28 protein-coding genes, 1 tRNA gene and 1 riboswitch are annotated in these 26,689 nt (G+C 65.7%); of the genes, 13 read left to right on the forward strand and 16 right to left on the reverse strand.

Annotated features, from left to right (window positions below; translation table 11 throughout):
• Positions 1 to 97: 97 nt before the first annotated feature.
• From AC239G_RS04705 to sfnG, 3 genes are all read left to right on the forward strand, one after another.
• Positions 98 to 997 (forward strand): helix-turn-helix transcriptional regulator, encoded by a 900-nt coding sequence (locus AC239G_RS04705; protein ID WP_139469360.1) that lies wholly within the window; start codon positions 98 to 100, stop codon positions 995 to 997.
• 112 nt (positions 998 to 1,109) lie between these two features.
• Positions 1,110 to 1,197, forward strand: a tRNA-Ser gene (locus AC239G_RS04710).
• A gap of 392 nt (positions 1,198 to 1,589) precedes the next feature.
• Positions 1,590 to 1,708: riboswitch (SAM riboswitch) on the forward strand.
• Between the two features lie 10 nt (positions 1,709 to 1,718).
• Entirely contained in the window at positions 1,719 to 2,867 is a 1,149-nt protein-coding gene (gene sfnG / locus AC239G_RS04715) for a dimethylsulfone monooxygenase SfnG (protein ID WP_487489911.1), read from the forward strand.
• Between the two features lie 19 nt (positions 2,868 to 2,886).
• On the opposite strand, the gene AC239G_RS04720 is transcribed toward sfnG, so the two are convergent.
• The 4 genes from AC239G_RS04720 to AC239G_RS04735 form a co-directional block, all read right to left on the reverse strand.
• Positions 2,887 to 4,461, reverse strand: coding sequence for a SpoIID/LytB domain-containing protein (locus tag AC239G_RS04720; RefSeq protein ID WP_139469362.1), 1,575 nt, complete (start codon positions 4,459 to 4,461; stop codon positions 2,887 to 2,889).
• Positions 4,462 to 4,585: 124 nt separating this feature from the next.
• Entirely contained in the window at positions 4,586 to 5,119 is a 534-nt protein-coding gene (locus AC239G_RS04725; RefSeq protein ID WP_139469363.1) for a type 1 glutamine amidotransferase domain-containing protein, read from the reverse strand.
• 95 nt (positions 5,120 to 5,214) lie between these two features.
• On the reverse strand, positions 5,215 to 6,174 hold the full coding sequence (locus AC239G_RS04730) for an NADP-dependent oxidoreductase (protein WP_487489912.1): 960 nt from the start codon (positions 6,172 to 6,174) through the stop codon (positions 5,215 to 5,217).
• A gap of 255 nt (positions 6,175 to 6,429) precedes the next feature.
• On the reverse strand, positions 6,430 to 7,131 hold the full coding sequence (locus AC239G_RS04735; RefSeq protein ID WP_181270959.1) for a hypothetical protein: 702 nt from the start codon (positions 7,129 to 7,131) through the stop codon (positions 6,430 to 6,432).
• A 275-nt stretch (positions 7,132 to 7,406) separates the two neighbouring features.
• Here AC239G_RS04735 and AC239G_RS04740 point away from each other — a divergent pair, with 275 nt between their 5' ends.
• The 4 genes from AC239G_RS04740 to AC239G_RS04755 all read left to right on the forward strand — a co-directional run bounded on the left by AC239G_RS04740 (position 7,407) and on the right by AC239G_RS04755 (position 11,073).
• Positions 7,407 to 7,814 (forward strand): YciI family protein, encoded by a 408-nt coding sequence (locus AC239G_RS04740; RefSeq protein ID WP_139469366.1) that lies wholly within the window; start codon positions 7,407 to 7,409, stop codon positions 7,812 to 7,814.
• A 24-nt stretch (positions 7,815 to 7,838) separates the two neighbouring features.
• Positions 7,839 to 9,038, forward strand: a complete 1,200-nt coding sequence (locus AC239G_RS04745) for an RNA polymerase sigma factor (protein ID WP_487489913.1) — start codon at positions 7,839 to 7,841, stop codon at positions 9,036 to 9,038.
• A gap of 187 nt (positions 9,039 to 9,225) precedes the next feature.
• A complete protein-coding gene (locus tag AC239G_RS04750; protein ID WP_487489914.1) occupies positions 9,226 to 10,296 on the forward strand; it encodes an FUSC family protein in 1,071 nt (356 codons plus the stop codon).
• Positions 10,297 to 10,407: 111 nt separating this feature from the next.
• Complete coding sequence (locus AC239G_RS04755) at positions 10,408 to 11,073, forward strand: DNA alkylation repair protein (protein ID WP_487490105.1); 666 nt, start codon at positions 10,408 to 10,410, stop codon at positions 11,071 to 11,073.
• On the opposite strand, the gene AC239G_RS04760 is transcribed toward AC239G_RS04755, so the two are convergent.
• Complete coding sequence (locus tag AC239G_RS04760) at positions 11,062 to 12,135, reverse strand: saccharopine dehydrogenase NADP-binding domain-containing protein (RefSeq protein WP_446655942.1); 1,074 nt, start codon at positions 12,133 to 12,135, stop codon at positions 11,062 to 11,064. The genes AC239G_RS04755 and AC239G_RS04760 overlap by 12 nt on opposite strands.
• Before the next feature lie 70 nt (positions 12,136 to 12,205).
• Here AC239G_RS04760 and AC239G_RS04765 point away from each other — a divergent pair, with 70 nt between their 5' ends.
• Positions 12,206 to 13,171, forward strand: a complete 966-nt coding sequence (locus AC239G_RS04765; RefSeq protein WP_487489915.1) for a GlxA family transcriptional regulator — start codon at positions 12,206 to 12,208, stop codon at positions 13,169 to 13,171.
• 9 nt (positions 13,172 to 13,180) lie between these two features.
• Here the strand turns inward: AC239G_RS04765 and AC239G_RS04770 are convergent, their stop codons facing one another.
• The 3 genes from AC239G_RS04770 to AC239G_RS04780 all read right to left on the reverse strand — a co-directional run bounded on the left by AC239G_RS04770 (position 13,181) and on the right by AC239G_RS04780 (position 14,577).
• Positions 13,181 to 13,543: a winged helix-turn-helix domain-containing protein gene (locus AC239G_RS04770; protein WP_458311850.1), complete on the reverse strand. Its 363-nt coding sequence runs from the start codon at positions 13,541 to 13,543 to the stop codon at positions 13,181 to 13,183.
• Positions 13,544 to 13,556: 13 nt separating this feature from the next.
• Entirely contained in the window at positions 13,557 to 13,979 is a 423-nt protein-coding gene (locus AC239G_RS04775; protein ID WP_487489916.1) for a hypothetical protein, read from the reverse strand.
• A 148-nt stretch (positions 13,980 to 14,127) separates the two neighbouring features.
• Positions 14,128 to 14,577 (reverse strand): flavodoxin family protein, encoded by a 450-nt coding sequence (locus tag AC239G_RS04780; RefSeq protein ID WP_487489917.1) that lies wholly within the window; start codon positions 14,575 to 14,577, stop codon positions 14,128 to 14,130.
• 58 nt (positions 14,578 to 14,635) lie between these two features.
• On the opposite strand from AC239G_RS04780, the gene AC239G_RS04785 reads away from it, so the two are divergent.
• The 3 genes from AC239G_RS04785 to AC239G_RS04795 all read left to right on the forward strand — a co-directional run bounded on the left by AC239G_RS04785 (position 14,636) and on the right by AC239G_RS04795 (position 16,710).
• Positions 14,636 to 15,547 carry a Sir2 family NAD-dependent protein deacetylase gene (locus AC239G_RS04785; protein ID WP_487489918.1) on the forward strand — a complete coding sequence of 304 codons (912 nt, stop codon included), beginning with the start codon at positions 14,636 to 14,638 and terminating at the stop codon, positions 15,545 to 15,547.
• 67 nt (positions 15,548 to 15,614) lie between these two features.
• The gene (locus AC239G_RS04790) at positions 15,615 to 16,205 is read left to right on the forward strand and encodes a TIGR03085 family metal-binding protein (RefSeq protein ID WP_487489919.1); all 591 of its coding nucleotides are present in this window, start codon (positions 15,615 to 15,617) and stop codon (positions 16,203 to 16,205) included.
• Between the two features lie 103 nt (positions 16,206 to 16,308).
• Entirely contained in the window at positions 16,309 to 16,710 is a 402-nt protein-coding gene (locus AC239G_RS04795) for a DUF4190 domain-containing protein (RefSeq protein WP_172174010.1), read from the forward strand.
• Positions 16,711 to 16,805: 95 nt separating this feature from the next.
• Here AC239G_RS04795 and AC239G_RS04800 read toward each other — a convergent pair whose 3' ends face one another.
• Genes AC239G_RS04800 through AC239G_RS04835 form a run of 8 tightly spaced genes read right to left on the reverse strand, consistent with a single transcriptional unit; the run spans position 16,806 to position 22,575 of the window.
• Positions 16,806 to 18,413: a polyamine aminopropyltransferase gene (locus AC239G_RS04800; protein ID WP_487489920.1), complete on the reverse strand. Its 1,608-nt coding sequence runs from the start codon at positions 18,411 to 18,413 to the stop codon at positions 16,806 to 16,808.
• Positions 18,410 to 18,838: a DUF350 domain-containing protein gene (locus tag AC239G_RS04805; protein ID WP_052240077.1), complete on the reverse strand. Its 429-nt coding sequence runs from the start codon at positions 18,836 to 18,838 to the stop codon at positions 18,410 to 18,412. Before AC239G_RS04805 ends, AC239G_RS04800 begins: the two co-directional genes overlap by 4 nt.
• Positions 18,839 to 18,866: 28 nt before the next feature.
• Positions 18,867 to 19,307 carry a hypothetical protein gene (locus AC239G_RS04810; protein ID WP_218973644.1) on the reverse strand — a complete coding sequence of 147 codons (441 nt, stop codon included), beginning with the start codon at positions 19,305 to 19,307 and terminating at the stop codon, positions 18,867 to 18,869.
• Positions 19,304 to 19,915: a DUF2617 family protein gene (locus tag AC239G_RS04815; protein ID WP_139468728.1), complete on the reverse strand. Its 612-nt coding sequence runs from the start codon at positions 19,913 to 19,915 to the stop codon at positions 19,304 to 19,306. The genes AC239G_RS04810 and AC239G_RS04815 overlap by 4 nt, the downstream gene beginning before the upstream one ends.
• Positions 19,915 to 20,565: a DUF4178 domain-containing protein gene (locus tag AC239G_RS04820; protein WP_487489921.1), complete on the reverse strand. Its 651-nt coding sequence runs from the start codon at positions 20,563 to 20,565 to the stop codon at positions 19,915 to 19,917. Before AC239G_RS04820 ends, AC239G_RS04815 begins: the two co-directional genes overlap by 1 nt.
• Before the next feature lie 24 nt (positions 20,566 to 20,589).
• Positions 20,590 to 21,618: a GNAT family N-acetyltransferase gene (locus AC239G_RS04825; protein ID WP_139468727.1), complete on the reverse strand. Its 1,029-nt coding sequence runs from the start codon at positions 21,616 to 21,618 to the stop codon at positions 20,590 to 20,592.
• Positions 21,619 to 21,649: 31 nt separating this feature from the next.
• A complete protein-coding gene (locus AC239G_RS04830) occupies positions 21,650 to 21,916 on the reverse strand; it encodes a hypothetical protein (RefSeq protein WP_139468726.1) in 267 nt (88 codons plus the stop codon).
• Positions 21,913 to 22,575 (reverse strand): DUF1707 SHOCT-like domain-containing protein, encoded by a 663-nt coding sequence (locus AC239G_RS04835; RefSeq protein WP_180345611.1) that lies wholly within the window; start codon positions 22,573 to 22,575, stop codon positions 21,913 to 21,915. The genes AC239G_RS04830 and AC239G_RS04835 overlap by 4 nt, the downstream gene beginning before the upstream one ends.
• A 92-nt stretch (positions 22,576 to 22,667) precedes the next feature.
• Between AC239G_RS04835 and AC239G_RS04840 the strand changes: the two genes are divergently transcribed.
• Together AC239G_RS04840 and recR are read left to right on the forward strand one after the other, a co-directional pair.
• Positions 22,668 to 26,054, forward strand: coding sequence for a DNA polymerase III subunit gamma and tau (locus AC239G_RS04840; RefSeq protein WP_487489922.1), 3,387 nt, complete (start codon positions 22,668 to 22,670; stop codon positions 26,052 to 26,054).
• Positions 26,051 to 26,656: a recombination mediator RecR gene (recR, locus tag AC239G_RS04845; protein WP_025780860.1), complete on the forward strand. Its 606-nt coding sequence runs from the start codon at positions 26,051 to 26,053 to the stop codon at positions 26,654 to 26,656. The genes AC239G_RS04840 and recR overlap by 4 nt, the downstream gene beginning before the upstream one ends.
• Positions 26,657 to 26,689: the final 33 nt, after the last annotated feature.

Raw genomic sequence — 26,689 nt, forward strand, 5'->3', positions numbered from 1 at the left:
GGGGAGTGGGAGGGCGTGCTGATGGTGTTGGTCGCACCACCAGGCTGAGAGCGGTGACAGGGTGGAACGGGGTGAGCGTCGGACGGACAATGGAGGCATGGCACAAGTGAGAACCGAGGAGCTCGGACGATTCCTGCGTTCGCGACGCAACCGAGTGCGGCCCTGCGAGGTCGGTCTTGCGGCCGGCACCCGGCGGAGGGTGCCGGGACTGCGGCGCGAAGAGGTCGCTGTGCTCGCGAACATCGGCACCAGTTGGTACACCTGGCTTGAGCAGGGGCGCGAGGTCCACCCCTCGGAGTCGGTGCTCGAATCCATCGCCGAGGCGCTCCTGCTCGACCGTGAGGAGCGTGCCCATCTCTTCCTGCTGGGCGGATATCCGGATCGAGTCGCGAACCCGGGGGACTCTGCGGTGGGAGAGCAGATGCGCACCTTGCTCGACGAACTGCTGCCGCTGCCGGCGATGGTCACTGATCCGCGGTATACGATCCTCGCCTTCAACTCCGTCGAACGGTATCTCGCCTCCGACCTCGAAGCACTCGCTCCGGCCGACAGGAACTGCGCGATCCAGTCCTTCGAGAGCCCGGAATGGGCGCGGACCTTCCACTCCGACGACGGCCATCGGGCGCAGGTCGTGGCGAAGCTGCGTGCCTCGTACGCGGAGTCGATCGACGATCCCGAGTGGTCGCCGCTGCTGTCGCGGCTGCGCAGGAATCCGGAATTCTGCCGCCTGTGGGATTCGGGAACGGTCGGTCGATCTGTCGGGCGGGTCAAGACCATTGAGAACCCGTATGTGGGCACGCTCAAGCTGACGATGACGACGCTCATCGCGCAGGAGAACCAGAGGCTGACGCTCTCGGTCTATCAGCCGGTGGACACGGTGACGCGGTCCCGATTGGAGACGCTGCACGGCTGGATCAATGACGGCAGCATCGAACGCAGACGGGAGGACGGGGCGCAGCCGTCGGCAGAACGGCATCTCCGCGCCGTCGCGGACTGAACCGTGTGCCGTCGGGTGACGAGGTCGCGTGTTCACCTGCGGGAAGTGGGATGCTTCACACTCGGCCACCGCGATTTCGCATTGTCGTCATGACTCGGATAAGCTGATTCGCGGAGGATTCGCCTAGTGGCCTATGGCGCTCGCCTGGAACGCGGGTTGGGTTAACGCCCTCAGGGGTTCGAATCCCCTATCCTCCGCCACGGAAGTCCCGGTCTCGCAGTTGCTGCGGGCCGGGACTTCGTCGATTCACCGGCGGCGGACCTCCATGCCGGTCGCGGGAGGCTCGTATTCGGACATCCCACACCGATTGTGACAGTTCGCACCATTCGTGCCACCTGCTACCGGTGCTTTCGCATCCCTCGTCGGTCCTGGTCCAACGCACCGGTGCAACGAGGTGGTGTGCCGCCAAGGGTGAGGGGTGCGGAGCTGGGTGCAGCGGAGCGCAGCTGCCGGAAGGCAAATCGCATGACGGTTCGTGGCGGAATGCGTCATTGTGACGGCATGCGTCGGCCTGCGAAGTCTGCCCGCCGAGTGTGGTCTGCGTCTCAGTAGTCTGGCACGGCACACCCGCACACACGATATTGCACACCTGCACACATCACGAGCGACTGAAGGGAACTGGCCCGATGACGTCGCAGCAACCGGTCCGGCGCGGAAGATCGCGCAGCGCACGCCCCGCGGACACGGTGCTCATGCCAGTTTCGATGGGAAGGGACACACAATGACGAATCTCCACGCCAACCCGATCTATACCGGTGAACCCGAAGACCTGAAGTTCGCCTACTGGGTGCCCAACGTCTCCGGCGGCCTGGTCGTGTCGAACATCGAACAGCGCACCGACTGGGGCTACGACTACAACGTCAAGCTCGCACAGACCGCCGAGGCAGTCGGCTACGAATACGCACTCAGCCAGGTCCGCTACCTCTCCAGCTACGGCGCGGCCCAGCAGCACGAATCGACCTCCACGTCACTCGCGCTCGCCCTTGCCACTGAGAAGCTCAAGGTCATCGCCGCCATTCATCCGGGCATCTGGGAACCGGCCGTGCTCGCGAAGTTCATCCTCACCGCCGACCAGTTCACGAAGGGCCGGGCCGCCATCAACGTCGTCTCCGGCTGGTTCAAGGACGAATACACCCGCCTCGGCCTGCCGTGGCTCGAACACGGCGAACGGTACCGCCGGTCCGCCGAGTTCATGGATGTCGTCCGCAAGCTCTTCACCGAGGAGAACGTCGAGTACCGCGGCAATTTCTACACCGTCGACGACTTCACCCTCCGCCCCGGCCCCTACCCAATCGAGGGCCGCCCCCACCCGGAGATCTTCCAAGGCGGAAACTCCTCGGCCGCTCGCATCAACGGCGGCAAGCACGCCGACTGGTACTTCTCCAACGGCAAGGACTTCGACGGCTTCCGCGAACAGTACGACGACGTCACCGAGGTGGCCCGAGCGCACAATCGGAAGGTCCGTTTCGGGCTCAACGGGTTCGCCATCGTCCGCGACACCGAGGCCGAAGCCCGCGAACAGCTGCGTGAGATCATCGCCAAAGCCGATGAAAGCGCGGTCGAAGGATTCCGCAAGTCCGTCCAGCAGGCCGGAGCCTCGACTCACGATAAGAAGGGCATGTGGGCGGATTCGAGCTTCGAAGACCTCGTCCAGTACAACGACGGCTTCCGCACCCAGCTCATCGGCACTCCCGAACAGGTCGCCGACCGCATCATCGAGTACAAGAAGATCGGCGTCGACCTCATCCTCACCGGCTTCCTGCACTTCCAGGAGGAACTCGAAGCGTTCGGCAAAACCGTCATCCCGATCGTTCGCGAGAAGGAAGCCGAACTCGTCAACAGGGGACTGCTCACCCCTGCCGGAGTCTGACCCTGGAGGCGAGTTTCCCTCAGGCCACGCTGAATGACGCGGACTTGAGCTTCAGCTTGGTCCGCAGCTGATCGCCGGTGAGGCTCGCGGTCTTCCCCTTCACCGAGGTGGCTTTCACCGTCTTCACCAGACCTGAGCCGGTCTTCGCCACCGTCACAGACCGGACGTCTGCCAGCCCGAACGCCCGTGCCATGTCGGCCTGCTTGGCCGTCACCGACCACGAGGCGTTCGGGTTCTGCGCAGAGGCATACTTCGACGGAGAGTCATCGACCGAGACTAGGTACGGCACGGCCGACCCCCACACCTCGGCAGCCGAATGCGTCTTCGAGCCTGCCGACGACGAGTAGACAGCATCGATGAGCCCGCCCTTGTAGGTGATGACGCGCGCCGACTTCACCGTCGACCCGCTCGTGCTCTGTGTCGCGGCCACGGCCTTGCGCCATGGACCGGAATCGCCTGCATTCTCATGAGTCCACCCGAGGAAACGCTGCGAGGCCACCTCGTCATAGACGTTGCACCCGCAGGCAGGCTTCACCGCACCGAGATTGCGGTAGGCATAGGTGCGCGAAGCGATGGCCTGAGAGCGCAGGGCTTCGGACTGCCACGATGCCGGCATCTCGGCGATGCCCGGCAGATATTCCTTGTTGAGACCCACCACGTTGATGACGTTGAGCGAGCTCTTCAGCTGACCGATCTCGAGCCGTCCGTGCCGGTAGGTGCCGGTCGCCCCGTTCTGGGCACCGCTGACCGACACCGTCGTCGCCGACGAACTCTTCCAATATCGGGTGCCCTGCCATTCGAGGGTGAGCTTCGATCCCGAATAGCTCTTCGACCCGATGATCGCCTTGACCGAACCGGACGAGGTCCGTTCGATCGTGACCTTCGAGGCCGATTCGATGGTCTTCGACCCGACCTTGACCCGCAGACGGCCGGACCGCGGAGAGACCGTCACGGACTTCTTCCCGGTCAGCAGCTGCACCCTGAGACTGGCGTCGGCGTCCTTCGACATCGTCGTGACCTTGGCCCCGGTGTAGTAGTGCTGCAAGATCTGCGTCGACGACTTTCCGGCTGCCGCCATTCCGCGCGCTCCGTACTGGCTCATCCCGGCTCCATGGCCGAACCCCGACCCCTTGATCGTGAACGACGACGGCGCCTTCGTCAGCGTCACTTTCGCCCCGGACTTCGCCGTCCACACGATCATGCCTTTCTGGAACTTCTGCCGGGTCTCGGACCCGGACCGGTACTCGTTGCTCGTCGGATAGCCGAGCGGACCGCGTTCCCACCCGGACTTCTTCCACGCCGTGCGGATCGCACCCAGAGTCGCATGGGCACCGGTGGCCTTCGTCCAATGGATGCTGCCGTGCTTGAACGACTGATAGCAGCCCTTCTGGATCAGCGTGCACCGCTGCGGGCCGACCGCTGGGCCGAGCTTGCCGGAATTCCCGCCGAGCGATCTGTGCATCGTCCCGATCGCGCTCGAGGTCGAATAGGCGGCATGTGCCGGAGGCGGTGTGGAGCAGAGAAGGAGAAGGAACCCGATGAGCAGTGACGCGAGGGCAGGAGTCGTCGCCTTGACGAACGGGGAAGCTGGCATGAGTAGATCATAAGCGCGGCTGTCAAGACCCCGGGTGACGAACAGACGAACTCCCCGAAACGATCGTTCCGGGGAGTTCGTCGCCGAGGCGGTCCGACCTCGGCGAAAGAGGCATCGTTCCTGCTCAGCTCAGCTTGTCAGCGATCGCCTGGTTGAAGGCGTCGAGGTCGCCGGGGTTGCGGGAGGTGATGAGGTTGCCGTCGACGACCACCTCGGTGTCGGTCCAGTCGGCGCCGGCGTTGATGAGGTCTGTCTTCGTCGCGATGAAGGACGTCAGCTTCCGTCCCTTGGCCACTCCCGCCTCGGCGAGGATCCACGGGGCATGGCAGATGGCCGCGACAGGTTTGTCGGCAGCGAAGAACGCTTTGACGAGGTTGACGGCGTCTTCGTCCAGACGCAGAGCGTCGGCGTTGAGGGTGCCGCCGGGCAGGACGAGGGCGTCGAAGTCATCGACCGAGGCTTCGGCGACGGGAACGTCGACGTCGAAGGTCTCGGCGTGCTCCCAATCGCCTTCCATCGCCTGCAGTGTTCCCTCGGACGGGGAGACGATGACGGTCGTCGCCCCGGCCTCGTCGAGTGCCGCGCGGGGACTGGTGAGTTCGATCTGCTCGACGCCGCGGGTGAGGAGGAATGCGACCTTCTTATCGGTGATGGCCATGATGGTGCTCCTTTTCTCTGTGTTCTGGAAATGCTGTCTGTCGTGAAATCTGTCTGTCGTGGGAATTGAGCCGCCGCGGAACTTGGGCCGGCGCCTCAGGTCAGATGGGCTCGCTGCTGGTCGGTCAGCGGCTTCGCGGGGAAGCGCAGCAGCACCTTGCCTGCCGGGTGGGCGGTGAGCAGATGCCGGTAGGCGTCGTGGACCTCTTCGGCGTCGAAGACCCGGGCGATCGGGATGTGGATATGGCCGTAGGCGATGGCCTGGCCCAGCCAGACCATGTCATCACGGCGGGCCCTGGCTTCGCCGTCGATGCTCACCCCGTACTTCTCCGCGACCGTGGGGCCCGCACCGATCGAGACGATGCGGTCGGCTGGGATGCCGAGGTCGATCATGCCCGTGATCTCGTCCTCACCCTGCGTCGAGTACGCGGCCTGGATCCCGTCGGTGGCGAGTTCACTGACTCGGTCCCACAGGCCCTCACCATAGGTGACGGGTTCGATCCCGAGGCTTTCCAAGAGAGCATGATTGCCCTGGCTGGCGCTGCCGATGACCCTCGCCCCGAGGTTGCGGGCGAGCTGGGCGACGATGATGCCGACGCCGCCGGAGGCCCCGGAGACGAAGAGAGTGTCGCCTTCGCTGAGGCGCAGGGCGCGGATTCCGGCGACGGCGGTGCGCCCTGCGACGTAGAGACCTCCGGCGGTGTCGACGCCGAGTCCGCGCGGGATCCTGTCGAGCCTGTCGGCAGGATCGGTGATGAGAAGCTGTTCGGTCTGCGCCTGCTTCGGCAGCCCGCCGTAGACGAGGTCTCCGGGCGTGAAGTCCGTAACGCCTTCGCCGACCGAGGCGACGACGCCGGAGAAGTCCACGCCGTTGCCGGAGGCAGTTTCGACGGAACCGAAGCGACCGCCCTGGAGCATCTTCCAATCCAGGGGATTGAGCCCGGCATAGAGGACGGTGACGAGGACCTGGCCCTCGCCGACCTTGGGGACGGCCACCTCGGCGAGGTGAAGCTGATCGATGTCTCCGTTGGAGGTGTACTGGACGCGTCTGGTCATGCTCTGCTCCTCATCGGTGGGCGAATCAGTCCGACTGACGAATCGGTTGGGGGCCCGACCTGTTCCGTGGCCCACATCAGCGACAACACCACAGGAAGCCGACTTGTTCCACGACACGAATGACCGCACTCCCCGGGCCGCAGCGGGCCAGGGGAGTGCAGTTGGGGATGCGCGGAATTCGTCAGGCGAATCGCGGCTGCTCGAGGGGAGCGGATCAGGGTGGCCGCGTCGATGAGGCGACCGGGCATTGTCGGCTCAGATGTTCGGGAACTCGAGGCTGTAGCCGATGCCGGACTGCGACGCCGAGGTGATCTTCACAGTGCCGTAGTGATTCTTGCCGGCAGCGGTGACGGTGCAGTTCTGTGAGCCGCTGTGGGAGAAGATCCGCAGGTCGGAGTAGCAGTCGACGTTGTCGACCGTGGTGCCCTGCTTGGCGTAGGCGTTCTTGATGTCCGCCTCGAGAACGTCGGCGGGGATCTTGCCGTTGCCGTCGGCGTCGAGTTCGACTCCGTCTTCGCCGATCCGCGGACCCTGGTAGCCGTTGTCGGTCGTGCCGCTCGACGACGATGATCCGCTCGAGGTGGAGTCGCTCGAGGACGACGATCCGGTGGACGACGAGCCGTTCGAGGTGGAGGAGCCACTCGCCGAGGAGGCGCTGGACGAATCCGTGGATCCGCCGCTGCCGGTGGTGCCGTTGTCCGTCGTGCCGTTATCGGTCGTTCCGGTCGAACCCGAACCGGTGGAGTCCGAGGCGGAGCCCGAATCCGATGCCGGTTCTTCGGCGGTCGTCTCGGTGCTCTCGGTCTGCTGGTCCTGCTGACCGTCCTGCTCCTGGCCCTGTTCCTGGCCCTGGCTTTCTGGGCCGAAGGTGATGTTCATATCGCAGGCCGAAAGTGTCAGGGTCGCGGCGAGAGCTCCGGCAACGGTGATGGTCTTGAGAAGTGTCTGTGCCTTCATGGTCTGCTCCTGGTCTCGTGTGCAAAAAGCTGTCGGTGTTTCGTACAAGACAAGCCTCTCAGCGCGGAGCCGTGACCTGGGCCGATTCGTGTTCGGATCCGGTGACGCATGTTCCAGGACGGACACATCGGCCTATTCTGGGACTGTGTTCGATGATCGGAGCCGAAGAGATTCGAGAAAACTTCGCCGCCGATGTCGAGAACACTCGTCCGGCTGCGTCCCAGACATGTCAGCGAGCACAACCCGTGCGAGCGACACGAGACAAGGAGACCATCATGGCCAAGTACCTCATGCTCAAGCACTATCGGATGTCGGAGCAGTATATGGATTACACCCCGATGGATCAGTGGCGTCCCGACGAAGTCGACGCGCATGTGGCGTACATGAACGCCTTCGCCGACAGACTCAAGGACTCCGGTGAATTCGTCGACTCCCAGGCACTCTCGCCCGAGGGCACCTTCGTCCGATCCGGCGGACCGGGCAAGCCTCCGGTCACCGACGGTCCCTTCCCCGAGACGAAGGACCTCATCGCCGGGTGGATGGTCATCGACGTCGAGAACTACGACCGCGCTCTCGAACTCGCCGGTGAGCTGTCCGCCGCACCGGGCAAGGGCGGAGAGCCGATCAACGAATGGCTCGAACTGCGTCCCTTCCTCGACCACGCACCCAGCGTGGACGAATGATCAGGGACGCGAACGGAGTCCGCGATGATCGATCCGGATCCCCTCGCCGAGGCGGAGCTGCGTGAGCTCGTCCCCGCCGTGATCGGCATCCTCGTCAGTCGTGGAGCAGACTTCGCGACTGCCGAGGATGCCGTTCAGGACGCGCTCATCGAAGCCCTGCGATCGTGGCCGGCCGACCTGCCCCGTGACCGGCGGGGCTGGCTCGTGACGGTGGCGTGGCGGAAGTTCCTCGACATCGTGCGATCTGAGGGATCGCGGATGAAACGCGAGGAACGGGTCATGGCCGCCACGCTCGCCGAGCCCGAAACCTCGGCCGAACCCGGAACCGACGGCGTCCCGAACGTCGATGACACCCTCGACCTCTACATCCTCTGCGCCCATCCCGACCTCAGCCCCGCCTCGGCGGTGGCCCTGACCCTGCGGGCGGTCGGCGGACTGACGACGAAGCAGATCGCCGCAGCCTATATGGTGCCCGAGCCGACGATGGCCCAGCGCATCAGCCGCGCCAAATCCACGATCGCAGGCTCCCGACTCAACCGACCCGGCGACCTGTCCGCAGTGCTCACCACCCTCTACCTCGTGTTCAACGAAGGCCACTCGGGCGAGGTCGACCTCGTCGCCGAGGCGATCCGACTGACCCGCGGCCTGCGGGCGATGATCGACTCCGCCGAGGTGGACGGACTGCTCGCCCTCATGCTCCTCCACCACGCCCGCCGCGATGCCCGTTTCGGTCCCGACGGACGACTCATCGCCCTGACCGATCAGGACCGCGCCCTGTGGGATCGACGGCTCATCATCGAGGGCATCGAGATCCTGCAGGCAGCCCTTGGTCGGGATGAACTCGGCCAATATCAGGCACAGGCCGCCATCGCGGCTCTTCACGCCGACGCGCAGAACGTCGAGGACACCGACTGGGTGCAGATCGTTCAGTGGTACGACGAGCTGCTGGCCCTGCGCGATACGCCGATCGTGCGCCTCAACCGGGCCGTGGCCGTCGGGGAGGCCGACGGCCCTGCGGCCGGCCTGACCGAACTGCGGGGACTGGACGAGAGCCTGCCGCGCTACTTCGCCGTCGAAGCGCACCTGCGCGAACGGGCGGGGGAGTCACAGCGGGCCGCCGAACTCTACGCCCGGGCCGCCGAACGGGCCGGCAACCTCGCCGAACGCGATCATCTCAACCGGCAGGCGGCACGCGCACGGTCGGGGCAGGGCCACCGACCGTGACCGAGACGACGGTGATCACGGTCTCGCTCGGCCGCCTCGGCGAGCGAGGTTGATCACTCCTGTCGGCAGAAGACATTCGTCCGCACCGATGGCGGACTACGATCGAAGGGAGCACTCAGCTCACCACCCCATGTCAGCGATCCCGTCACCGGGGTCCGTTCCCGATGTCGAAAGAGGCCGAACCCGTTTGAGCCACCTGCAGGAGTTCTTCCGCATCCCACCGGGCGAACGCGACCATATTCCCGCGTTCCGCATCGCCCTGGGAGTCGCCATCCCACTCCTCGTGCTGCTCGGAATCGACCGCCTCGACCTCGCCGTCTATGCCGCCTTCGGCGCCTTCACCGGCATCTACGCACGCTTCGAATCCCCACGATCGCGGACCAGACGCCAGTCGATCGCAGCCGCCGTCCTCGTCGTCTGCGTGGGCATCGGCGCCCTGCTCAGCAGCCTCGGAGCTTCGGTCTGGGCGCTCGTCGTCATCACCTCACTCGTGTCCGGTGCGGGTGCGGCCATCGCCCTGCGCTTCCGGCTCAAACCCGGCGGGTCGATCTTCTTCATCTTCGCCACGGGAGCCGTCGGATCCATTCCGGACGGCGCATCGGTGCCGGTGGCAATGGGTGTGGCGGCCGCCTCGGCGCTGGTGTGCATCGGTCTCGGAGCGCTCGCCCACTATGCCGGCGAACGCATGCCTCCGGAGAAGGAGACCTATGTGCGGGTCGGGCTGTCGCCGGTGGGCAAAGCTGATCTGGCAGCCCACGCCGCCCGATTCACGATCGCCCCGTTCATCGCCGGAGTTCTCGGCACCCTGCTCATCGATGTGCTCCCGCTTCTGTCACACAGCTATTGGGCGATGGTCGCAGCGGTCGCACCGATCACTCCGCCCGGTCGTTCGGCCCGTCTCAAGCGCGGCGTCCACCGGGTGGTCGGAACCCTGCTGGGCGTGATCGTCACAGCGTTCCTGCTGTCGTTCCCCACCGAGGCGTGGCAGCTGGTGGTGTGGGTGATCCTGCTGCAGTTCCTCGCCGAGATCTTCGTCCTGCGCAACTACTCGGTGGCTCTGCTCTTCATCACCCCGTTGGCCCTGCTCATGACCCAGATCGGCAGCCCCCACCCGGTTCCGGAGCTGTTGGCCTCGCGTGCCATCGAAACCGTCATCGGCGCCGTCGTCGGCATGGTCGTCGTCATCGTCGGCTTCAGCAGTGCGAAGAGGACGCGCGCCGAAATCGATGCCTCACTGCATGCCGATGATGATGACTGACCTGGTCCTCGGCTGCCAGAACTTCTGCCACGCCGCCTGTGCGTCGGATATCATCGGCTCACCTCAACTCATCCGCACTGCCCTAATGCTCAACCGAACCGGGAGCACATGATGACCACCAGCACCGAGGTGCTCGCCACCCTGGCCTCGCTCGAGGACGAGAAGATCCGCGCCGTCAACGCCCGCCACGGCGACGACCACGCGGTCAACCTGACGAAGCTGCGCGCCGTGGCGAAGGACCTGAAGAAGAACGATGAACTCGCCTCCGAACTGTGGGACTCCGGTGACACTGCCGCCCGCCTCGTCGCGATCCTCATCATGCGTCCGAAGGCCTGGAGCGAAGCACAGCTCGATGAGATGCTGCGTGACTCCCGTGTCCCGAAGGTCCACGGTTGGCTGGTCAGCTATATCGTCAAGAAATCACCCCACGCCGAGGCGCTGCGCCGGTCGTGGATGGACGATCCGGATCCCGTGGTCGCCTCCGCCGGGTGGGCGCTGACGAGCGAACGGGTGAACCGGAAATCCGAAGGCCTCGACCTGACCGGTCTGCTCGATGTGATCGAGGCCGAGATGTCCGATGCCCCTGAGCGCCTGCAGTGGGCGATGAACGAGACGCTGTCCTATATCGGCATCGAGAACCCGGACCTGCGGAAACGTGCCATCGACATCGGTGAGCGCCTCGGCGTTCTCCGCGACTACCCGACTTCGCCCGGCTGCACCTCGCCCTTCGCCCCGACCTGGATCACGGAGATGGTGGCTCGGAAGTCAGCGGATTGATTCGGCAGGCACCTGCCCCGCGAGACCGGACGCCGCTGATTCTTCGTCCGGAGAGCTGATCGTCAGCCAATTCGCGCTCAGGGCGGTGAGGAAGTCGGCGGCGTCGAAGGCCCCGCCCGGCGCCAGAGCCCCTGTGCCGGTGAACCGACCGTCGATGAGGCGGATGGCGGCTTCGACCACGAGTGGGGCGGTGACCTGGTAGATGTCGCGGCCGGACGCTCGCAGTTCGCGTCGGTGACCGGCTCGGTCGAGCCGGACATCGACGGTGAAGTTCTGGGCGGAACGACCGAAGTCATCCACCGCCTGTGGGGCACCGGTCTCCGAATCGGAGATATCGGCCAGCGCGGTCTCTGAGAGGAGATTGTCGATCCGGCGGGCCCGCAGATGCCGGTTCATGGTGATCATCTCGCTGAATGGCTGCTCGCGAACAGTCTGCTCACCGATCGGTGCCGGGAAGGCCCACTGGTGGCGACTGGGCTGTGGGGAGACGGGAACGAGCATCGATTCGGACACCCTCAGCCGAGTGGCTGTGTTGCGTCGGCCTGTGATCCGAGTCCCCGGGGTCGGCCACCACCGGTCGAGGCCGATGGCGACTGTCACTGAGTCGATCTCCTCCCATTCCCTGGCAGCGGCGGTGACGAGGAGGTCCGCCAGTCCGCCGTAGAAGGACATGGCCGGCACCACTGCCGTGCTCATCGGTGTCCGATTCGATCCGAATGTCTCGAAGAGTGCCTGCACGGACCCCTGTTCGGCGGAGACATCGAGGTAGTGGGCCCCGGCGCGGGCGGCTGCTGCGGCCAATGGCTCTGCGGTGTCGAGGAATGGGCCGGCGGCGTTGATGACTGCGGCGGTTCCGGCGACTGCGGCATCGAGATCTGTTGTGACGGCGACGTCCGCGACGCGGATCTCCGTTCCCGGAAGATTCTGGGCCATGGCGGTGAGGGCGGCTTCTCTACGACCGGAGAGGATCGGTCGCAGTCCGCGCCGAAGCGCCTCGGCGACGATGAAACGACCGGTATGTCCGTAGGCTCCGTAGACGAGCACTGCTGAGTTCTTCTGCATGGTTCAAGCTCATCACCGCGCGGCTGCGGGCACCAGGAGACGATGGGACACTCTGCGTACAATTTCAGACATGCATACCGTCGGGCTGGCCCTGCACCGAGATTCCATGCTCTATGAGACTGCGATCGCCGCCGAGGTCTTCGGCACCGATCGCTCTGATTTCACGCCGCAGGGTGATTGGTACGACCTCATCGTGTGCACTCCCACCGGCGATGACGCAAACTGGCTTCCGCAGGGTCGCAGAGGCGACTTTGCCGATCTGCTCGACGTGGATTCGATCGTCGTGCCCTCGACCACCGTCCTTGACGGAGAACCGGATCCGCAGCTTCTCGAGGTGCTGCGAACCGCCGCCGCCGACGGCATCAGGATCTCCAGCCTGTGCACCGGATCCTTCGTCCTCGCTGCGGCGGGGCTGCTCGATGGGCGTCCGGCGACCACGCATTGGATGCACGCGGCCGAACTCTCCCGACTGCATCCGAGAGTCGATGTCCGCGACAATGTCCTTTACGTCGATGACGGGACGATTCTCACCTCCGCGGGAAAGACCGCCGCTCTCGACCTGTGTCTGCATCTGGTTCGCCTCGACTTCGGAGTCGCGGCAGCCAATGCGCTCGCCCGCGCGCTCGTGGTGGCCTCGCATCGACCAGGTGGTCAGAAGCAGTTCGTCATCGCCCCGGCCGATCCTGCGCTCGATGACTGTCTCGGTGCCGCACTCGATTGGGCCAAGGCGCACCTCGACGAGCCGCTCACTGTCGACGACCTTGCCAGTCGGGCCGCCGTAAGCAGCCGACAGCTCGCGCGCCGAATGCTTTCTTCGGTGGGGGTGACCCCGCTCAGATGGCTTCACAACCAGCGGATCCTCCGTGCGCAGGATCTGCTCGAGCGCACCGATGCTGCCGTCGAGATCATCGCCGCCCGCTGCGGGATGGGCAGCGCAGCCACCCTGCGACGTCACTTCCGGAACGAACTGGGCATCAGCCCCACTGCCTACCGGAATGCATTCCACAGCCCCGAGGAGAGACCGCTCGGGGCCTGAGGTGCCGGTTCAGCCTCCGGCCAGTTCCCGCAGTGCTTGGATGTGTGCCTCGAGACGTCTGCTCCCGTCTTTGCTGATCGAGACCCAGGTGCGCGGGCGTTTGCCCACGTACCCCTTCTTCACCTCGATCATTCCGGCCTTCTCGAGTGCGGTGATGTGCCGGGAGAGCACGGAATCGGAGACACCGAGGCTGTCGCGCAGCAGTTTGAACTCGGCCTTGTCCCGGTTCTTCAGGCTCGAGACGATGCCGAGCCTCGTGGGGTTGTTCAGCTCCGGTTCGAGCCGGGTCAGTGAGTCGCCGAGGTGGGGGATCGTCTCGTCTTCGGTGTGCGCGTCCTCTGGTTCGGTCGCGGAGTTCTGTTTCGCAGTCATCGTCGGTCCCTCCTCAGCGGCGCAGGGCCAACAGGGAGAAGACCGGGGCGGCGACCCACAGCACCCCTGCGGCGATGAACGGAATCGGACCGCCGGCGGCGAACGAATCGGCCATGACGCCGGCGACGAAGGCGACGATGATGACGCCCAGCCATGTCAGCAGCAGAGCCGTGGAGCGGCGGCTCCAGGACAGGGCCTTGACGAGGTAGACGACCAGTGCCGGGACGAGCCAGCTCAGTCCGGCTCCGGCGACGATGAGCTGGGTGGTGTTGTCTTCGATGATGCCGATGGCCATGAGACCGACGGAGAGTCCTGTGGAAAGGACGGAGAGCAGCGTGACCAGCGGCCACGCATCTCCACCGCGGGCCTGGGACTGGTTCGCTTCGACCTGGCTGAGAAGATCTGCCGCCTGCTGCGGGGTGGGGTTCGCGTTCATGTCGGTTCCTTTGTGTGGTGGTAGCTCTGTGGAAGTAATTCCACAGTACCAATTACTTTCCATATTGGAAAGTACTTTCACCAAAATTACTACCTGACGGCGGCCCAGCCACCTCGCGCGAGGTAGCTGGGCCGCCGTCAGGTAGCAATTAAGGGGTGGAGACTGCGACTGTGGCGGCCAGCTCCGTGGCCCGCTCCAAATGCTCCTCGGTGACTTCGCCGGTGAAGATGAGGGGGTCGAAGGCGAGCTTCCAACCTAGGCCGGTCGTGATCTGCTTCATCGCGGTCTCGGCACCGGTCGTGTCGTAGCCGCCGTGGATCCAGTAGGAGAACGGCCTGCCGGCGGTCGGCTCGCGCACCGCGTCATAGGTGGTGTCGAAGAAGTGCTTGAGGGCACCGGAGATATAGCCGAAGTTCGCGGTCGTGCCGAGCACATAGGCATCCGCGGCGAGCACATCCTCGACGCTCGCCTCCAGCGCCGGGCGGATGGTGACGTCGATGTCGCCGAGCTCGGGCATACGCAACCCGGATTCGGCCGCCTCGGCGAGCTGCGCTGTGGCGGCGGACGGGGAATGATGGACGAGCAGAACGTTGACCATGGCCCCACCCTAGCCCCGGCCGGTGCCCTCCGTCAGCTGCCATGTCTACAGTGGAGCCATGGCAGTCATCTTCGACCCCCTGCGCGGACGCGTGCGTCCGGAAGCCAGCCACCCCGATGCCGCGATCATCGACGTGCTCACGAGGACCTATTCCGGCGCGGACTGGGCGGTGCTCACCGGGGCGGGAATGAGCACGGATTCAGGCGTGCCCGACTACCGTGGACCGGATTCCCCGCCGCGGAAGCCGATGACGATCCAGACCTTCCTCTCCCACCCCGATCAGCGAGCCAGGTACTGGGCACGGTCATGGATGGGGTGGCCGCGGATGCGCGGCACTCGCCCGAACCAAGCTCACCTCGCCCTGGCCGAGCTGTCCGTGGCCGGGATCATCACCCAGAACGTCGATGGACTCCATCAGGCCGCCGCCGAGGCGGTCGCCGCCGACCGCGGGAACGACGCCGGAGCCCCGGCGCCGAGTCCCGTCATCGACCTCCACGGCAGCCTCGACCGGGTGATCTGCCTGAGCAACGGGCACCTGTTTGACCGCGACTGGGTACAGCGGAGACTGAGCGAACTCAACCCGGACTTCGCCGAGGAGGTCGGCATCGACCCCATCGACGTCGAAACCGCACCCGACGGCGACGTGGAACTCGAGGATACTGCCGGATTCGCAGTCCTCGACTGCCCCGAATGCGGTGGACTGCTCAAGCCCGATGTCGTCTATTTCGGCGATTCCGTCCCGGCCGCCAGGGTCCAGGCAGCCAATCGGATCGCCGACGAGGCTGCCGGACTCGTGGTGCTCGGGTCCTCGCTGGCAGTGCTGTCGGGATTGCGGTTCGTCCGGACCGCAGCGAAGGAAGGCAAACCCGTCGTCATCGTCACCGACGGGCCGACCCGCGGAGACGAATTCGCCGACTTCCGGTCGATCTCCCGCGTCGCCGACTTCGTCACCGCGTGGGCAAGCCGGTGAGGAGATCAGGCTGCGATTCGGCCAGGCATCCAGGGGAGTCCAAGCCGGGAATGGAAGACTGAGAGTCATGAGAGACAATCTGGCTCGCGCCGAACGACTGCGCCTTGTCGACACAGCCCGCCGTGCCGGGGACGACGCACCCACCCTGTGTGAAGGGTGGACGGTCAGGGACCTTGCCACCCACCTCGTCATCCGCGAACGTCATCCCCGCGCTGCCGCGGGCATCTTCATGCCGAAGTTCTCCGACCGCCTGCAGGCGAAGGAAGACGAGTACGCCGAGATGCCGTTCAGCCGGCTGCTCGGACTCGTCGCCGCACCGCCGAAGTGGACCCCGGGCGCCCTGCCGGGAGTGGAGACGGTGATGAACACGACCGAGTTCCTCGTCCACCACGAAGACATCCGCCGCGCCGCGATCGAATGGATTCCGCGTCGGCTGTCGAAGGCGGAGACCGCGACCGTGTGGGCACAGACGAAGGTGGCCCTCCTGCCCTACGCGGCGAAGGCGAAGGGGCCCGTGACGATCGAAGCCCCGGGCTTCGGTACCCGCACAGCAGGGAAGAAGGGCAGCAGTGAGGCCGTGACGATCACCGGGGCACCTCTCGAGCTGCTTCTCTATCTCATGGGACGGGTTGACCACGCACTCGTCGACGTGCGCTGAACTTCGGGAAAACCCTATCCAGGTCGGGGGATTGGTCCCTGTCGGCGTCCGGTGACGTCTTCCTAGGCTGGTATCAACAGCCGATACCAAGGAGACCAGCACCATGAACGCAACACCCACCCCGACTCCCGATCAGTTCGACCAGACCTCCGCGGGACAGTACCCACACCCGTCCGCCGGGCAGTACGAAGCACCGCAGAGCTACCCGACGCAGTACCGCAATGGCCAGCGCGCCGAGGAGGATCCGGGCAAGGTGCTCGGCATCGTCTCGCTCGTGGCGACCCTGTCGACCTTCCTCGGATTCAACTTCATCGGACCCGTCGTCGGCATCATCACCGGTCACATGGCGCGCAAGCGCTCACAGGAAGCAGGTTTCGGAGACAACGAGATGGGCAAATGGGGCTTCATCTTGGGCCTCGTCTTCCTCGGTCTCCTTGTCCTCGGATGGGCACTCGGAATCTCCTTCGGCATCGTCGGCGGCCTGGCCAGCCTCATGGCCGGCTGACCGCGACAAGAAGGCAACACCGACAGAGAAACCGCAGAGGGCCGACCCGTGTGGGTCGGCCCTCTGCCGATTTGAGAAGCCCGTGTCAGACGAATTCAGTATCCGACCCAGGCTCCGCGTTCCTGGTCGAGGACCCGCGGGTGCAGCAGCGTCGAGGCTTCGACCTTGCCCACAGCCGCGCGATCACGGTCCGGTGGGAACGTCGTCGAGGCGGCGAGCACCTCGGCGGTGGCGAATTTCAATCCGTCCGGAGCATCATCGGCCACGGTCACCTCGGGGCCCTCCCCGTCGAGATCGGCGAGGAAGTATCCCCAATCACCGAAGCTGGGGACATCGACGTGATAGGCAGTGGTCGACAGTCCCGCCTCGGCGACGGCCTCTCCGATGCCCCAAAAGGCCTCTGGGGCGAAATAGGGGGAGCCGGCCTGGACGACGAGGCGCGCCTTCGGGGACATCACCTGGCGGATGAGCCCGTAGAACTCGATGCTGTAGAGCTTCGACGTCGCCACATCATCGGGGTCGGGCAGATCGGCGATGACCGCGTCATAGGCCGAATGCTTCGCCTCGCGCAGCCACGTGAAGGCATCGGCGGCGATCGTTGTCACCCGCGGATCGTCGAGGGAGTCGTCGTTGAACGCGGTGAAGTGCTCCGAGGTCTTCGCCAGTTCGAGGACCGCGGGGTCGAGGTCGACGAGCGTGACGGACTCGACGTCGGGATACTTGAGGATCTCGCGTACGGCCAGGCCATCACCACCGCCGAGGACGAGGACGTTGCGGCGCGGACCGTTCAGCAGCGGATGGACGAGGCTTTCGTGATAGCGGTACTCATCGGCCGAGGCGAACTGCAGATCCCCGTTGAGGAACAGCCGGGTATCGCCGGTCCTCTTCGCCTCGGTGAGAACGATCTCCTGGTAGTCCGACCGCTGCGAATACACGATCGGATCCCGGTAGAGACGCTGCCGGGTGGTGACTTCGATGTCGTCGGTATACACCCACACCACGGTGAGACCGCCGAGGATGAGCACAAGCAGAGCTGCCAACATGAGTTGGGCGGCGCGGCTGAGTTCGGAGCGGAAGAGCCAGAGGACGATGAGGATGCCCACCAGCGCGTTCGTCATCCCCACGGCCAGCGCACCGCGCGGCAGACCGAGCAGCGGCAGCAGGAGGAACGGGAAGGCGAGCCCGCCGATGAGTCCGCCCACGTAGTCGGCGGCGAAGAGGTCGGCCACTGCGCTCGAGGCCTTCTGCGCGCGGATGCGTTGGACGAGCTCCATGAGCAGCGGGATCTCCGCGCCGATGAGCGCGCCGATGACGAACGCGAGGGCCACCATGGCCACCGTGTAGACGTCGGCGAACGCGAAGGCGAGATAGAGCAGGATGACGGAGAGCCCGCCGATGATGCCCAGGGCCGCCTCGATGAGGGCGAAGGAGACCGCGGCGAACCCGGTCAGCCGCTTGGTCGCCAGCGAGCCCACACCCATGGCGAAGACCATGACGGCCAGGACGATGGAGGCCTGGACGATGGTGTCGCCGAGCAGATAGGACCCCAAGGCCACGAGCGCGAGCTCGTAGACCATTCCGCAGCTCGCGCAGATGAACACGGCGAGCAGGACGAAGAATCGGGCCGGCCCCGGACGCATCGGGAGGGTGATCGGTCGGGCCGCCTCGGTGGTGGTGCCGGAGCCGTCGTCAGCGGTGTTCAAAGGAGGGCTGCGGCCATGATGCCCGCGATGCCCAGGTGGGCGGTGGCGTTGACCCAGACCTCGGGGTGCATCTGTGGGGAGTTGATGATGTCGCCTGTCTTGCCCGGGGTGAGCAGGCCGATGAGCACGAAACTCACTCCCATGAGGATGATGCCGAGGATGCCGAAGACGAGAGTGGACAGGATGCCCGCGGCCAGGTCATCTGAGCTGGCGCGGATGGCTGCGATGACGATGATCGCGACTCCGGCCAGGTCGGAGGCGACGAGGACCGCGGCATTGCGCGACTTCTGCTCCCACAGGATGACGTGGAGCTTGCCCGGGGTGAGCAGGTCGACGACGAAGTAGCCGATGACCATGAGGAGGAGTCCGCAGCCCGCATAGGAGAGGACGACTCCGGTCTCGTAGATGAGGTAATTCAGGAGCATGTCTGCCTTTCGCTGTGCCTGATCGTGCCTATTTTCCGGTGCCCGGTCCGCCGCCGCGGAAGCCGGAGCCGTCGCCGTAGTTCGATCCGCCGCCGGTGAAGAACGGGAGGAAGAAGAATCCGCCGCCTCCGGAGCGGGATGTATCGCAGCCGACGTAGTCATAGCTGCTGCCGTTCTTGACGTAGTCGCCCTCGCCGGGGTTCGAGACGTATTGGCCGTTGCTGAGGTCGTAGTCGCCGCAGTTCGCCGACGACCCGGACGAACCGCAGCCTCGGAACATGTTGCCGATGACGATGAGGATGACGACGAAGAAGATGATCGTTCCGCAGCCGATGCGGCGCGGCTTCCGCCCCGATCCGCCGCCGGGCCGCTGCGGTCCGCTGGGACGCTGGGGGCCGGATGGACCGGAGTTTTCGCGGTCGAAATCGAAAGAGCCTCCGCCCATCGAGACGTTCGGTCCCTGGCTCATGTCGACCTCCTCAATTCGGAGCTGCTGTGCACGATCTCTCCATGCTGCGGGTAGCAGTGCCACGACTGCCAGGCGATCCGTTCGGGTTCTGCGCAGGTCAGCGACAGTGCCGTCAGTGCGCCGGGCTGTCCGGGGAACGCGACCGAGAGGTGGTCGTCTGCGGTGAGGGCACGGTCGGCACCGGCGGCGAGCACCTCGGCGGCGGCCGTCGGGAAGTCCCCGGACACGTGGGTGCGGGTCGCGGTGAATCGGTGTTCGGTGAATCCGGCCCACCTGCCGTGGCGGATGTGTTCGCGGTCCCACCGCGGTCGTGTCTGCGACGAATCGTCCCCATCCTCGCCGAGGCAGGCGAAGGTCTCGATGAACACATCGGTGGGCCCGGTGCTCAGGATCGCCTGGTGGGAGGAGCCGATGACGGTCAGTGTCAGGGTGAGGTGCGGTGCTTCCTCGGCGGGGGTGGACTCTGTGTCAGTGGGTGCGGCTGCTGTGGGCACATCGATGCGGTGGGCAGCCAACGGGGCGATCCGGTCGTGGTCGAGGCTCAGCCGCAGCGCCTCGGCACTGGTGTCGGTGAAGGGGACGTCGAGTGGGCGGGGGAGGGTGAGCATCAGCTGCCGGAGTAGATGGTGAAGGAACCGGTCGGGATGGTCTCTCCCGTGCTCACTTCCCAACGTCCGTGGTCGAAGCGTTCGAAGGCGAGCAGGCGGCCGTCGCCGGATTCGTAGTCGACATAGTCGACCCCGCCCTTCTCATTCAGTCCCGTCGTGCCTTCGGACCGGTAGGAGGCGGTGCCGTGCTCGACGAGGTCGTAGTCGGTGCCGTCGATGGTGATGGTCCGGGCCTTCGGTTCGATGTCGAGGTCGGGGCGGTCGCGCCAGCGGGCGACCTGCACGTCGGGGTCGCGTTCGACGCTCAGCCACATGCGGGTCGCCGAGGCGTCAGCCTGGAAGAAGTGCTCGGCCCAGTCGTAGCCGCCCTCGGAGATGCGCAGGGTGCCGCGGACGAAGAACTTCTCGTTGCCGAATTCGAGGAGGTCCCCGGCCTTGATGGTCTCGGGGTCACCGCCGGTGTTCTGGTCGGCGGCGAAGGGATCGCGCGGGGTGGTCGGCTGCTGTGTCTGCTCCTGCTTGCGGGCTTTGTGCGCGCGGGAGCGGATGACGAGCACGGTCACGAGGACGACGATGATGAAGACGAGGACGGCGATGAGGAGTTCTGTGGGCACGGCGGTCTGCTTCGATTCGATGGCCGGACGGGTCACCGCCCACTCTAGTCGACCGGAATGTCACGCGCGGCTGTGATCGGACTTCTTCTCCAGAGCGGTCATCGTGTCGGCGATGAAGAACCCGAGGTCGCGGTTGAGTGCGAGCATCGGTTCGTTGTCCGTCGCCGTGTACGTCTGCACCCATTTCGCCGAGGCGGTCGCCGCGACCGCGGGCAGCTGACGCAGGTTCGCGACCTTGAGGGCCCGACCGATCCCGCGGCCTCGATAGGCTCGGTCGACGAGCGTGTCCTCCTGGATGACGATCTGCGGATCATGGGACGAGACCATGATCTCCGTGTAGCCGACGGCGAGTTCGCCCACGTGCGCCATCGAGCTGACCAAGGTCCAGCCCTGCTCTTCCATCCGCTCCTCATGGCTGCGGATCGCCGCAGTGCTGGCATGGGTGGCGGAGCGGGTGAGCTTGCCGACGGGCACGTCCTCATCCATCTGCACACGCAGTTGGGTCCAGGATTCCAACACCTCCTCGGGGCAGGCTCCGATCCATGAGGTGACCGAGAAGTCCGGGTCCTCCCTGATCACCGGCACAACCGTCGACGCCCCCGAATCCTTGTACCGATTCGCATCGGCGTCCAGGTAGGCGGGCAGGTCGAGCAGCAGCCGGTGCTCTTCGTTGCCGATGCTCATCCCGTGCGCCTGCGCGAAGGCGACCCCGGCCGGGCAGTAGGTTTCGGTCTGCACGATCTCCGAGGAATCGTCACCATCATCGAGGAACTGTGCGGCCGCCTCGGCGAGGGCAGTGCCGAAACCCTGCCGACGGTGAGCCGAGAGGACACCGAGTTCGATATCGGTCGGAGTTTCGGGGGAGAGACTGATCTCGACGCCGCCGATGATCTCCTCGCCGAGGCAGCCTGCCAGGGCGATGTCCTGTCCTCCCGGGCGCGGGTGGGCGAATTGGGTCAGCGTCGTCTCGGCGCTGCGCCACCAGGCGGCGGTGCGGCCCTCGGTGTAAGCGGTGCGCATGACGTCGTTCCACGTCAGCAGCGCAGATTCATCGTCGGCGGCGATGCGCGTGATCTGAATCTCAGACATAGTGAAAGTCGATCACGGCAGGTGCCGGTTTTCAAGGACGCCGCGGTTCGGGGTCCTCGGGACGGTCAGGGTCGTCGGTGCTGTTCGTCCCCTCGGGGTCGAACTGGTCCGCAGCGGATCCGCGGTCGGGCGGGTCGGTGGGGGCCGCCTCGGCGTGGGGATCGTGTTTGGGCAGGCGGGAGCCGATATGAGAACCGGGAGTGTTCATCACCCGGTACACGAGGAAGGCGCCGATGCTGAAGACGACGATGATGCACAGGGTGAGGAAGATGACCGCGCCGAGTCCGGGCTGCATCATTTCGCCATGCGCCGACGGTCGAAGTAGTTCGCGAAGCGGGCTTTGAACGAGCCCATACCGATCGATCCGCCCACGCGCACGAGGGGTCGGCGGCCGGTCGGAACGGCGTCGACCACGGATTTCACGCTGCCCCAGGTCTTCGAGAGCTGGTCGACGTTGACGGCCCAGTCGGCGGGGACGACGACGGTGACGGCGCCCATTCCAGCGACGATCTCGACCTCGATGACTTCGAGATCCGTCTCGACCTCGAGGAAGTTCAGTTCGATGTTCGACATCGAGGGTTCGCAGCGGATATACGGCGGGACCGCCCACCTGGCACGGCGGACCTCGGACTCCCAACCGGCCTTGATGACGAGCGGATCGAAGCGGTCATGCCCCGTGATCGCCATCGCGCGGCCAGGGGCAGGGGCGATCGCCGAGGCGGGGCGGAAGCGATCGGAGGGAAGCTCGGTGGTGAGGTCGGCGAGCACCGCGTCGAGGTCGATGGGGAACTTCGCGGATTGGACCTTCTCCATCCGTTCGTCGAGCTCGTCGACCGTGATCCGACCGTCTCCGGCGGCTTCGCGCAGGATCTCGATCGCCTCGTCGCGTTCCTTGTGGCCGATGCGGAAGGTCTTTGCGGGGTCGTTCTCGTCGGGGGAGGGGGTGGCTGAGCTCATGATCTCTATCGTGCCTGATCGGGAAGTCGGCGACAACGGCGGGGAGTCCGGGGCCGTGTCTCGTGTCAGCCGTTGGCATTAGGCTAGGGGACGTGTCCACCGCACTGTACAGAAGATACCGCCCAGAGACCTTCGATGAGGTCATCGGTCAAGAGCATGTGACCGATCCGCTGAAGGCCGCCATCGAACGCGGCCGCATCAACCATGCCTATCTGTTCTCCGGCCCGCGCGGGTGCGGCAAGACCACTTCGGCGCGGATCCTGGCCCGGTGCCTCAACTGCGAGCAGGGGCCGACCCCGGTGCCGTGCGGGGAATGCCCGAGCTGTCGGGATCTGGCCAACGGCGGACCCGGTTCGCTCGATGTCGTCGAGATCGACGCGGCCAGCCACAACGGCGTCGATGATGCCCGTGACCTGCGTGAACGTGCCGTCTATGCGCCTGCGCGCGATCGATACAAGGTGTTCATCCTCGACGAGGCGCACATGGTCACCTCGCAGGGATTCAACGCTCTGCTCAAGATCGTCGAAGAGCCGCCTCCGCACATCAAGTTCATCTTCGCCACGACCGAACCCGAGAAGGTCATCGGCACGATCCGGTCGCGGACCCACCACTATCCGTTCCGACTGGTGCCGCCGGAGGCCCTGGGCAACTACCTCGAGGAGCTGTGCGCTCGCGAGGGTGTGCAGGTGGCCAAGGGCGTGCTGCCGCTGGTCGTCCGGGCCGGCGGGGGATCGGTGCGTGACACGCTGTCGGTCCTCGACCAGCTCATCGCCGGGGCCGGGCCCGATGGGGTCGACTACGGTCGAGCCGTCGCGCTGCTCGGATACACTCCTGATTCGCTGTTGTCCGACATCGTCGATGCGTTCTCCGCCGGCGACGGTGCCGGGGTGTACCGCGCGGTGGAGCGGGTCATCGAATCCGGTCAGGATCCGAGGCGCTTCGTCGAAGATCTGCTCGAGCGCTTCCGGGATCTCATCGTCATCAACGCCGCCCCCGAGGCGGCCCATGCCTTCCTGCCCGAAGTGCCGCCGGACCGCCTGGAGAGGCTGACCCTGCAGTCCAATGGTTTCGGACAAGGTGAACTCTCCCGCGCCGCAGACCTGCTCAACGTGGGACTGACGGAGATGTCGGGTGCCACCTCGCCGAGGCTGCAGCTCGAACTCATCTGTGCCCGCATTCTGCTGCCCGGTTCCGGCCGCAGCCGGGATGCTGTGCTCAGTCGTATGGAGCGGATGGAACGTCGCATCGGCATGTCGGCCACCGGTGTGGCAGCGAACGTGCCGCCGCCGCAGGCAGTCCCGGATCAGGGTGCGGCGCAAGCCCCTGTGCAGGGGCAGGCACCTGCTGTCGATCAGGGACAGTCGGGCGGTCGACCGCCGGCAGGTGATGCGTCGCCTGGTGCGCCGGGCCGCGGGGCCGGAGCACCGGATGCGGATGCGACTGCCGGTCAGCCTCAGAGCGCAGCTCACGACGACTTCGACGACATCGCGGCCATGGCCGCGGCCGCCGAGTCGATGCTCAACGAACCGGTAGCGCAGCCAGCGCAGCAGCGTGAGCAGGGGCAGCAGCGTCAATCTGATCGGCAGGGGGCGCAAGGGCAGGCCGAGCAACTAGAACAGTCGGATCAGCAGGCTCAGTCGTCTCAGCACGATGGCCAGACCGAGCCGGAGCAGGCATCGCCGTCCGGACCTCAATCTCAGAGCGCGCACGCGGGTCCGCAGCAGCAGTCTGCTGAGAACCCTCGGAACGCAGAAAGGGGCCGGCCAGCGTGGGAACAGCAGCCGTCTCCCGATTCGTCGCCCGAGCCTGCGGTCGAAGCGTCGGGCGCGCCGCAGAATGAGTCGCAATCTGTGCAGGATAACCAGCAGAGACAGGACTCTGCCGGTGCCTCCGCACACAGCTCTGCACCGGACTCCGCGCCGGCGAACCAGCCTCAGCGCCAGTCGGCTCCTGCGCCTGCGGCACCAGCCGGACCTGCCGATGGCTCACAACAGTCCGAGCAGGCAGCGGCACCGGAAGCGACCTCGGTGGCGGGATCCGGCGACATCGGCGGTGAGATCGAAGCGATCCGCCGCGCATGGCCGAGCATCCTCGCCTCGGTGGAGAAGCGCAGCCGACTGACACGCGCCATCATCGCGGCCAATGCGATCCCGCAGTCGTTCTCCGACGGGGTCGTCTACCTCGGCTTCAACAACGCCGGATCCGTGCAGGGATTCCAGCAGCGCGACCATGCGGCCAAACTCGCGGCGGCGATCAACGACGTTCTCGGCATCCAGGCTCGTATCGACGTCGGTGATGTCGGTCGGATCGGCGGAGGAACTGCCGGCGGAGGCAGCCAGGGCAAAGGATCCTCGGCTCCGCCCATGAATGACTCCGGCGGCAATCACGGACCGGCGCCGAGCCAGCGACGCCCGAGTCCGCAGGAAGTCGCCGCAGTCGTCGGTACTCGTGAAGTCGACAAACCACAGGTTGACCACGAGAAGTTCTGGGAACCCAGCGGCCCGACGCAGGGGCCCTGGTCCTCCGACGACGAGGAGGGGGAACAGCCGGGCCCTCCGACTGAACCCACACCTCAGGACAACCCCGGTGAACCGGCCGAAACTACCGAAGAGGGATCGGCCGATTCTGAGCCGGAATCCTCGGTCGCTCAGGTTCCCGCTGCGGACTCGGTCGACTCTGAAGGATCAGACTGGACTGCTCCTGAGCCGAGAGATCCTGACCACGATTCTTCCGAACCAGCGGTCCCGGATGTTGTTGTGCCCGACCTGTCCGACGACGACTTCTTCGGTGCGCCGACAGACACCGGAACCGAGTCGACCGACTCCGGTAACGCACCGACCGACGACTTCGGACGGTCTGACCACTCGCGCGAGCAGGAACCAGCTCCAGCAAGGTCGTCCGGCTTCGCCGACGATTCGCCGATGGAATATGTCGAACCGCGGTGGGAGGAACCGAATTGGAACGACGGTCCCTCCCCGATCGACCCCTCACCGGTCGATGCGGCATCGACAGGCACAGCCTCGAACGACGTCGACGAGACGAGCGCCGGCAGCGGAGCTGTCGACGTCGGCGCCGTCGTCGTTCCGCCGCCCGACGACGATCTCGACTATCCCGATCTCGGCGACACCACGAGCGACTTCGGAGGAGGTGCCTTCGACCAGTCGGCACCTGCCGTGCAGTCGCCGCCACCGACCCATGGGGGAGAGGCGAAACCGTTCAAATCGCGCTTCGCCGCACTTGCCGAAAAGCACGGTGCCACCACCACTCAGCCTGCCGGACCCGGCTACGGATCTGCTCCGCAGGCCAGCCCGGCAGGCGGGACAGCGCCGGGATCGAACCCCTACCCGCAAGGGTCGGGATCGGACGAGGACGAGTATGATCCGGAAACGGACCTCGACGTCTCCGAAGCGCCGCAGATGGGCGTCGATGTGATCGCACGGGTCCTCGGCGGCGAAATCATTGACGAAAGAGAAGTATGAGCGCTGTATACGAAGGTGCCCTTCAGGACTTGGTCGAAGAGTTCGGCAAGCTTCCGGGCATCGGGCCGAAATCGGCCCAGCGTCTGGCGTTCCACATCCTGCAGACGGACTCGCAGGACGTCAATGCGCTGGCCCAGGCGCTCACCGACGTGAAGAAGCGAGTGCGGTTCTGCGAGATCTGCGGAAACGTCTCCGAGGAGGCCGAATGCACGGTCTGCCAGGACCCGCGCCGCGATCGGTCGATGATCTGTGTGGTCGAAGAGCCCAAGGACGTCGTCGCAATCGAACGGACCCGAGAATACCGGGGCCTCTACCACGTCCTCGGCGGAGCCATCGACCCGATGGCCGGGGTCGGGCCCGACAACCTGCGGATCAAAGAGCTCATGACGCGTCTGCAGGACGGTGAGGTCAAGGAGACCGTCATCGCCACCGACCCGAACCTCGAAGGCGAAGCCACCGCCACCTACCTCGTCCGCCTGCTCGGATCACTCGGCGTGACCGTCACCCGCCTGGCCTCGGGGCTGCCCGTCGGCGGCGACCTCGAATACGCCGACGAAGTCACCCTCGGTCGGGCATTCTCCGGTCGTCGCGAAATCGACTGACCGCCTCGGTTTCGCCCTCTTGACACCATATCG

The organism is Brevibacterium sp. Lmc1 (genome assembly GCF_057654315.1).

What these genes read in the sequence shown, in the direction of transcription:
- recR (WP_025780860.1), top strand. Translation starts at nt 26,051, where the DNA reads ATGAGCGCTGTATACGAAGGTGCCCTTCAGGACTTGGTCGAAGAGTTC.
- AC239G_RS04825 (WP_139468727.1), bottom strand. Translation starts at nt 21,618, where the DNA reads ATGTCTGAGATTCAGATCACGCGCATCGCCGCCGACGATGAATCTGCG.
- AC239G_RS04790 (WP_487489919.1), top strand. Translation starts at nt 15,615, where the DNA reads ATGAGAGACAATCTGGCTCGCGCCGAACGACTGCGCCTTGTCGACACA.
- AC239G_RS04815 (WP_139468728.1), bottom strand. Translation starts at nt 19,915, where the DNA reads ATGCTCACCCTCCCCCGCCCACTCGACGTCCCCTTCACCGACACCAGT.
- AC239G_RS04775 (WP_487489916.1), bottom strand. Translation starts at nt 13,979, where the DNA reads ATGAACGCGAACCCCACCCCGCAGCAGGCGGCAGATCTTCTCAGCCAG.
- AC239G_RS04835 (WP_180345611.1), bottom strand. Translation starts at nt 22,575, where the DNA reads ATGAGCTCAGCCACCCCCTCCCCCGACGAGAACGACCCCGCAAAGACC.
- sfnG (WP_487489911.1), top strand. Translation starts at nt 1,719, where the DNA reads ATGACGAATCTCCACGCCAACCCGATCTATACCGGTGAACCCGAAGAC.
- AC239G_RS04770 (WP_458311850.1), bottom strand. Translation starts at nt 13,543, where the DNA reads ATGACTGCGAAACAGAACTCCGCGACCGAACCAGAGGACGCGCACACC.
- AC239G_RS04730 (WP_487489912.1), bottom strand. Translation starts at nt 6,174, where the DNA reads ATGACCAGACGCGTCCAGTACACCTCCAACGGAGACATCGATCAGCTT.
- AC239G_RS04745 (WP_487489913.1), top strand. Translation starts at nt 7,839, where the DNA reads ATGATCGATCCGGATCCCCTCGCCGAGGCGGAGCTGCGTGAGCTCGTC.
- AC239G_RS04830 (WP_139468726.1), bottom strand. Translation starts at nt 21,916, where the DNA reads ATGATGCAGCCCGGACTCGGCGCGGTCATCTTCCTCACCCTGTGCATC.
- AC239G_RS04735 (WP_181270959.1), bottom strand. Translation starts at nt 7,131, where the DNA reads ATGAAGGCACAGACACTTCTCAAGACCATCACCGTTGCCGGAGCTCTC.
- AC239G_RS04755 (WP_487490105.1), top strand. Translation starts at nt 10,408, where the DNA reads ATGACCACCAGCACCGAGGTGCTCGCCACCCTGGCCTCGCTCGAGGAC.
- AC239G_RS04720 (WP_139469362.1), bottom strand. Translation starts at nt 4,461, where the DNA reads ATGCCAGCTTCCCCGTTCGTCAAGGCGACGACTCCTGCCCTCGCGTCA.
- AC239G_RS04705 (WP_139469360.1), top strand. Translation starts at nt 98, where the DNA reads ATGGCACAAGTGAGAACCGAGGAGCTCGGACGATTCCTGCGTTCGCGA.
- AC239G_RS04725 (WP_139469363.1), bottom strand. Translation starts at nt 5,119, where the DNA reads ATGGCCATCACCGATAAGAAGGTCGCATTCCTCCTCACCCGCGGCGTC.
- AC239G_RS04810 (WP_218973644.1), bottom strand. Translation starts at nt 19,307, where the DNA reads ATGAGCCAGGGACCGAACGTCTCGATGGGCGGAGGCTCTTTCGATTTC.
- AC239G_RS04795 (WP_172174010.1), top strand. Translation starts at nt 16,309, where the DNA reads ATGAACGCAACACCCACCCCGACTCCCGATCAGTTCGACCAGACCTCC.
- AC239G_RS04765 (WP_487489915.1), top strand. Translation starts at nt 12,206, where the DNA reads ATGCATACCGTCGGGCTGGCCCTGCACCGAGATTCCATGCTCTATGAG.
- AC239G_RS04780 (WP_487489917.1), bottom strand. Translation starts at nt 14,577, where the DNA reads ATGGTCAACGTTCTGCTCGTCCATCATTCCCCGTCCGCCGCCACAGCG.
- AC239G_RS04805 (WP_052240077.1), bottom strand. Translation starts at nt 18,838, where the DNA reads ATGCTCCTGAATTACCTCATCTACGAGACCGGAGTCGTCCTCTCCTAT.
- AC239G_RS04760 (WP_446655942.1), bottom strand. Translation starts at nt 12,135, where the DNA reads ATGCAGAAGAACTCAGCAGTGCTCGTCTACGGAGCCTACGGACATACC.
- AC239G_RS04785 (WP_487489918.1), top strand. Translation starts at nt 14,636, where the DNA reads ATGGCAGTCATCTTCGACCCCCTGCGCGGACGCGTGCGTCCGGAAGCC.
- AC239G_RS04740 (WP_139469366.1), top strand. Translation starts at nt 7,407, where the DNA reads ATGGCCAAGTACCTCATGCTCAAGCACTATCGGATGTCGGAGCAGTAT.